Source organism: Microbacterium sp. Soil_C_42 (assembly GCF_057656735.1).
In genome coordinates this window covers 1-4405 of sequence record NZ_JBDGJU010000073.1, presented here as the reverse complement: position 1 = coordinate 4405, position 4405 = coordinate 1, and the positions used below count along the sequence as shown (strand labels likewise).

Below are 4405 nucleotides of genomic sequence, written 5' to 3'. Positions count from 1 at the left end.
GACCGCGTCGCCCACGCCCCGCACAGCGAGCACGCCGCGCAGCGTGGCGTCGCGTCGTGCGCGGGCCGCGGCATCCGTCGCGAGCCGCTGCGCCATGCCGATGTGGCGCTGCGCGTGCCGGGCGGACTGTTCGGCGATCACAGGGTCGACGCCGCTGCGCCGCACGATGAGGTCGGCGACGTCGGCGACGTCGGGCTCGCGCAGACGCAGCGTGCGCACGCGGGAGCGGATCGTCGGCAGCAGGTCGGCGTCGCTCGGCGCGCACAGCACCCAGACCGTGCGCTCGGGTGGCTCTTCGAGCGCCTTCAGCAGCACGTTCGACGTGCGCTCGGCCATGCGATCGGCGTCCTCCATGACGATGACGCGGTACCGCCCGAGCGAGGGTGCGAAGTACGAGCGCTCGACGAGGGCGCGCGCGTCCTTGATGGAGATGATGACGCCCTCGGTGCGCAGCGCGGCGAGATCGGGGTGAGTGCCGGCGAGCACCTGATGCATCGTGCGCTCGTCACCGGGCTCGGCGATGAGCGCGGCTGCGAAGGCGTGGGCGAGCGTGGACCGACCGGAGCCGGGAGGACCCGTGATGAGCCATGCGTGGGTCATCGAAGCGGGATCGGATGCTGCCTCCCTGAGCGCCGCGACGGCATCGGGCTGCCCCCACACGTCGCCCCACGGGAACGCCTGGTCGTCCGTCGCGGGAGACGCCCCAGCGACAGCGGCGACCGGCTCCATGCCGACCAGCCTAACCATCCCGTCGGACACCGGCTGTGCGTACGCCGAGCGTTCGCCTCATGCGAGGAGCGGCTCCACGCGTGCGCGCACGGCGGCGGCGAGTTCGTCCGGCGGCAGCGCGGCGTCGAGCACGAGGAAGCGCTCCGGCTCGGCGGCGGCGAGCGAGAGGAACTCCTCGCGCACGCGGGCGTGGAAGTGCTCCTTCTCGGACTCGAGGCGGTCGAAGGGCTTGTCGTCGGCGTCGAGGCGCTCGCGGGCCGATGCGGGGTCGAGGTCGAGGAGCACCGTGACATCGGGAAGGAGGCCGCCGGTCGCCCAGAGGGAGAGCTCTCGGATTTCGTCACGCCCGAGGACGCGCCCCGCACCTTGATACGCGACCGACGAGTCGAGGTAGCGGTCCTGGATCACGACCTCGCCCCGCGCGAGCGCGGGCCGCACCAGCGTCTCGATGTGGTGCGCCCGGTCCGCCGCGTACAGCAGCGCCTCCGCCCGTGGAGCGATCTCTCCCCGGTGGTGCAGGACGATGTCGCGGATGAGAACGCCCACCTCGGTGCCGCCGGGCTCGCGCGTGCGAACGACCGTGCGCCCGACACTCGTCAGCCACGCGTCCAGGAGCGCCGCCTGCGTCGTCTTGCCGACGCCGTCACCGCCCTCGAACGTGACGAACAGCCCTTCGACGGGCTCAGGGACCGGACGGGTGTCGCCGCCCGTCACTTCTTCGCCGCGGGCTTGCGCGTCGTCGTCGTGCGGCGCGCCGGGCGCTTGGCCGGGCCCTTCGCGCGCTTGTCGGCGAGCAGCTGCACCGCGCGCTCGAACGTGACCTCCATCGCGTCCTCGCCGCGCGGGATCGTCGCGTTCGTCTCGCCGTCCGTGACGTACGGGCCGAAGCGGCCGTCCTTCAGCTTGATCGGCTTGCCGCTCGTCGGGTCGGCCTCGAACTCCTTGAGGGCCGACGAGGCGCCGCGCGCACCGTACTTCGGCTGCGCGTAGACGGCGAGCGCCTCCTCGAGCGTGATGTCGAAGATCTGCTGCTCGCTCTGCAGGGTGCGCGAGTCGGTGCCCTTCTTGAGGTACGGACCGTACCGGCCGTTCTGCGCGGTGATCGGGGCTTCCGTCTCGGGGTCGACGCCGACGGTGCGCGGGAGGTCGAGCAGCTTCAGCGCGGTGTCGAGGTCGATCGTGTCGACCGACATCGACTTGAAGAGCGATGCCGTGCGCGGCTTGGGCGCGGCCTCCTTCTTCGCTCCCCGCTTCTTCGGCGCGGGTTCCGGCTCGACGGCGACGACTTCGCCGGTCTCTTCGTCGACGGCCTCCTCGGCCGGCGGATCGGTCTCCTGCACGTACGGACCGAAGCGGCCGTCCTTCACGACGACGAGCTTGCCGTTGGCGGGGTTCTCTCCCAGCACGCGGTCACCCGCGACCGGGGCGTCGATGAGCTCCTGCGCACGCGCCGGCGTGAGCTCGTCGGGCGCGAGGTCCTCGGGGATGTTGACCCGCCGGGGCTCGGCGTCCGGCTTCTCGGGGTCGGTCACCTCGAGGTACGGACCGTACTTGCCGAACCGCAGCGTCGCGACGTCGCCGATGGGCGTCGAGTTGAGGGCCCGCGCGTCGATCTCTCCGAGGTTGTCGACGATGTTCCGGAGGCCGACGTGGTCGGTTCCCCCGAAGTAGAAGTCCTGCAGCCAGTCCTCGCGCTTCTGCTCGCCGCGGGCGATCGCGTCGAGGTCGTCCTCGAGCGCCGCCGTGAAGTCGTAGTCGACGAGGTCGGCGAAGTGCTGCTCGAGCAGGCGCACGACGCTGAACGCGAGCCAGCTCGGGATGAGCGCCTGGCCGCGCTTCGTGACGTAGCCACGGTTGAGGATCACGTCGATGATGCTCGCGAACGTGGAGGGGCGGCCGATGCCCTTCTCCTCGAGCGCCTTGACGAGGCTCGCCTCGGTGTAGCGCGGCTTCGGGCTGGTGGCGTGGCCCTTCGGCTCGACGTCGCGCATGCGGAGCACATCGCCCACCGCCATCGCCGGCAGCGACTGGTCGTCGGACTTGTCGCTGTCGCCGCGCTTCTCGTCGCGGCCCTCCTCGTAGGCCTCGAGGAATCCCTTGAACGTGTACACGGTTCCGGATGCCGTGAACTCGGCGCGGCGGCCGGCCGCCGCGACCTCGAGGGTCACGGTGGTGGTCTCGTACTTCGCGTCCGACATCTGGCTGGCCATCGTGCGCTTCCAGATGAGGTCGTACAGGCGCAGTTCGTCGCGATCGAGCTGGCCGGACACCTCGGACGGCGTGCGGAACGTCTCGCCCGACGGGCGGATCGCCTCGTGCGCCTCCTGCGCGTTCTTGCTGTTGTTGCGGTACGAGCGGGGGTTCGGTGGCACCGACTTGTCGCCGTACATCTTGACCGCCTGCTCACGCGCGGCCTGCACGGCCTGCGTCGACAGCGCCGTCGAGTCGGTGCGCATATAGGTGATGTACCCCTTCTCGTAGAGACGCTGCGCGACGCCCATGGCGTGCTTGGCGCTCATCGAGAGCTTGCGACCGGCCTCCTGCTGGAGGGTCGAGGTCGTGAAGGGCGGCTTCGGGCTGCGGGTTCCGGGCTTGGACTCGATGGCGGTGACGGATGCCTCGGCCGCCGCTTCGATCGCGGCGGCGAGTTCGCGCACCTGTGCCTCGTCGAGGACGAGGACAGCCTTCTTCAGCTCACCGCGGTCGTCGAAGTCGGTGCCGCGGGCGAGCACCGCCCCGTCGACGCGGGCGAGGCGCGTCGAGAACGACTCGTCGATGCCCTGCGGACGGTTGGGTGCGGCGAGCGCCTCGATGTCCCAGTACGAGGCAGACACGAACGCCATGCGCTCGCGCTCGCGGTCGACGACCAGGCGCGTCGCGGCCGACTGGACACGGCCGGCGGACGTGCCCTGCTGCACCTTGTACCAGAGCACGGGGCTGACGTCCCAGCCGTAGAGGCGGTCGAGGATGCGGCGCGTCTCCTGCGCGTCGACGAGCGCGAGGTCGAGCTCGCGGGTGTTGCCGACGGCGGCCTGGATGGCATCCTTGGTGATCTCGTGGAAGACCATGCGCTTGACGGGGACCTTGGGCTTGAGCGTCTGCAGCAGGTGCCACGCGATGGCTTCGCCCTCGCGGTCTTCATCGGTGGCGAGCAGGAGCTCGTCCGCCCCCTTCAGCGCGCGCTTGAGCTCGGCGACGGTCTTCTTGCCGCGCTCGCTCTCGACGTAGTACGGGTCGAAGCCGTTGTCGATGTCGATCGAATACTTCCCGTACGCCTCCTTCTTGTCGGCGGGGATGCTCTTCTTGTCCGCCAGGTCGCGGATGTGCCCGACCGAGCTGAGCACCTCGTAGCCATCGCCGAGGTACCCCTGGATCGACTTCATCTTCGTCGGTGACTCGACGATGACGAGCTTCTTGCCTTCTGCCAACGGGGGCGTCCTTTCTTCGACGCAAACCATACACGCCACTTCTCGGTGCAGGGGCTGTGAGACGTGATCAGGGAGGCGGCCCAGCCCGTGCGGTGGCCTGCGCGGTGACCGGCCCGAGGCGCATCGACACGGTCACCGTCGCGACCAGCTCTTCGAGCTCGCAGGCCACGATGGCCAACGAGCCGCTCACGATCGGCCGCTCGAGCGAGTCGGGACTCGTCGTCCGCGACGACTACACGTCGAGCCAC

General features: G+C 70.2%; 3 protein-coding genes and 1 pseudogene. 1 reads left to right on the top strand and 3 read right to left on the bottom strand.

Annotation, left to right across the window (positions count from 1 at the left end; genetic code table 11):
• The 3 genes from AC3A46_RS19325 to topA form a co-directional block, all read right to left on the bottom strand.
• On the bottom strand, positions 1–729 hold a 729-nt coding region (locus AC3A46_RS19325), incomplete at its 3' end, for an AAA family ATPase (protein WP_487666676.1).
• 57 nt (positions 730–786) lie between these two features.
• Positions 787–1443, bottom strand: a complete 657-nt coding sequence (gene tmk, locus AC3A46_RS19320) for a dTMP kinase (RefSeq protein ID WP_487666675.1) — start codon at positions 1441–1443, stop codon at positions 787–789.
• The gene (topA, locus tag AC3A46_RS19315) at positions 1440–4157 is read right to left on the bottom strand and encodes a type I DNA topoisomerase (protein ID WP_487666674.1); all 2718 of its coding nucleotides are present in this window, start codon (positions 4155–4157) and stop codon (positions 1440–1442) included. Before topA ends, tmk begins: the two co-directional genes overlap by 4 nt.
• Positions 4158–4333: 176 nt before the next feature.
• Between topA and AC3A46_RS19310 the strand changes: the two are divergent.
• A pseudogene (locus AC3A46_RS19310) lies at positions 4334–4405 on the top strand (FHA domain-containing protein FhaB/FipA); the annotation flags it as partial.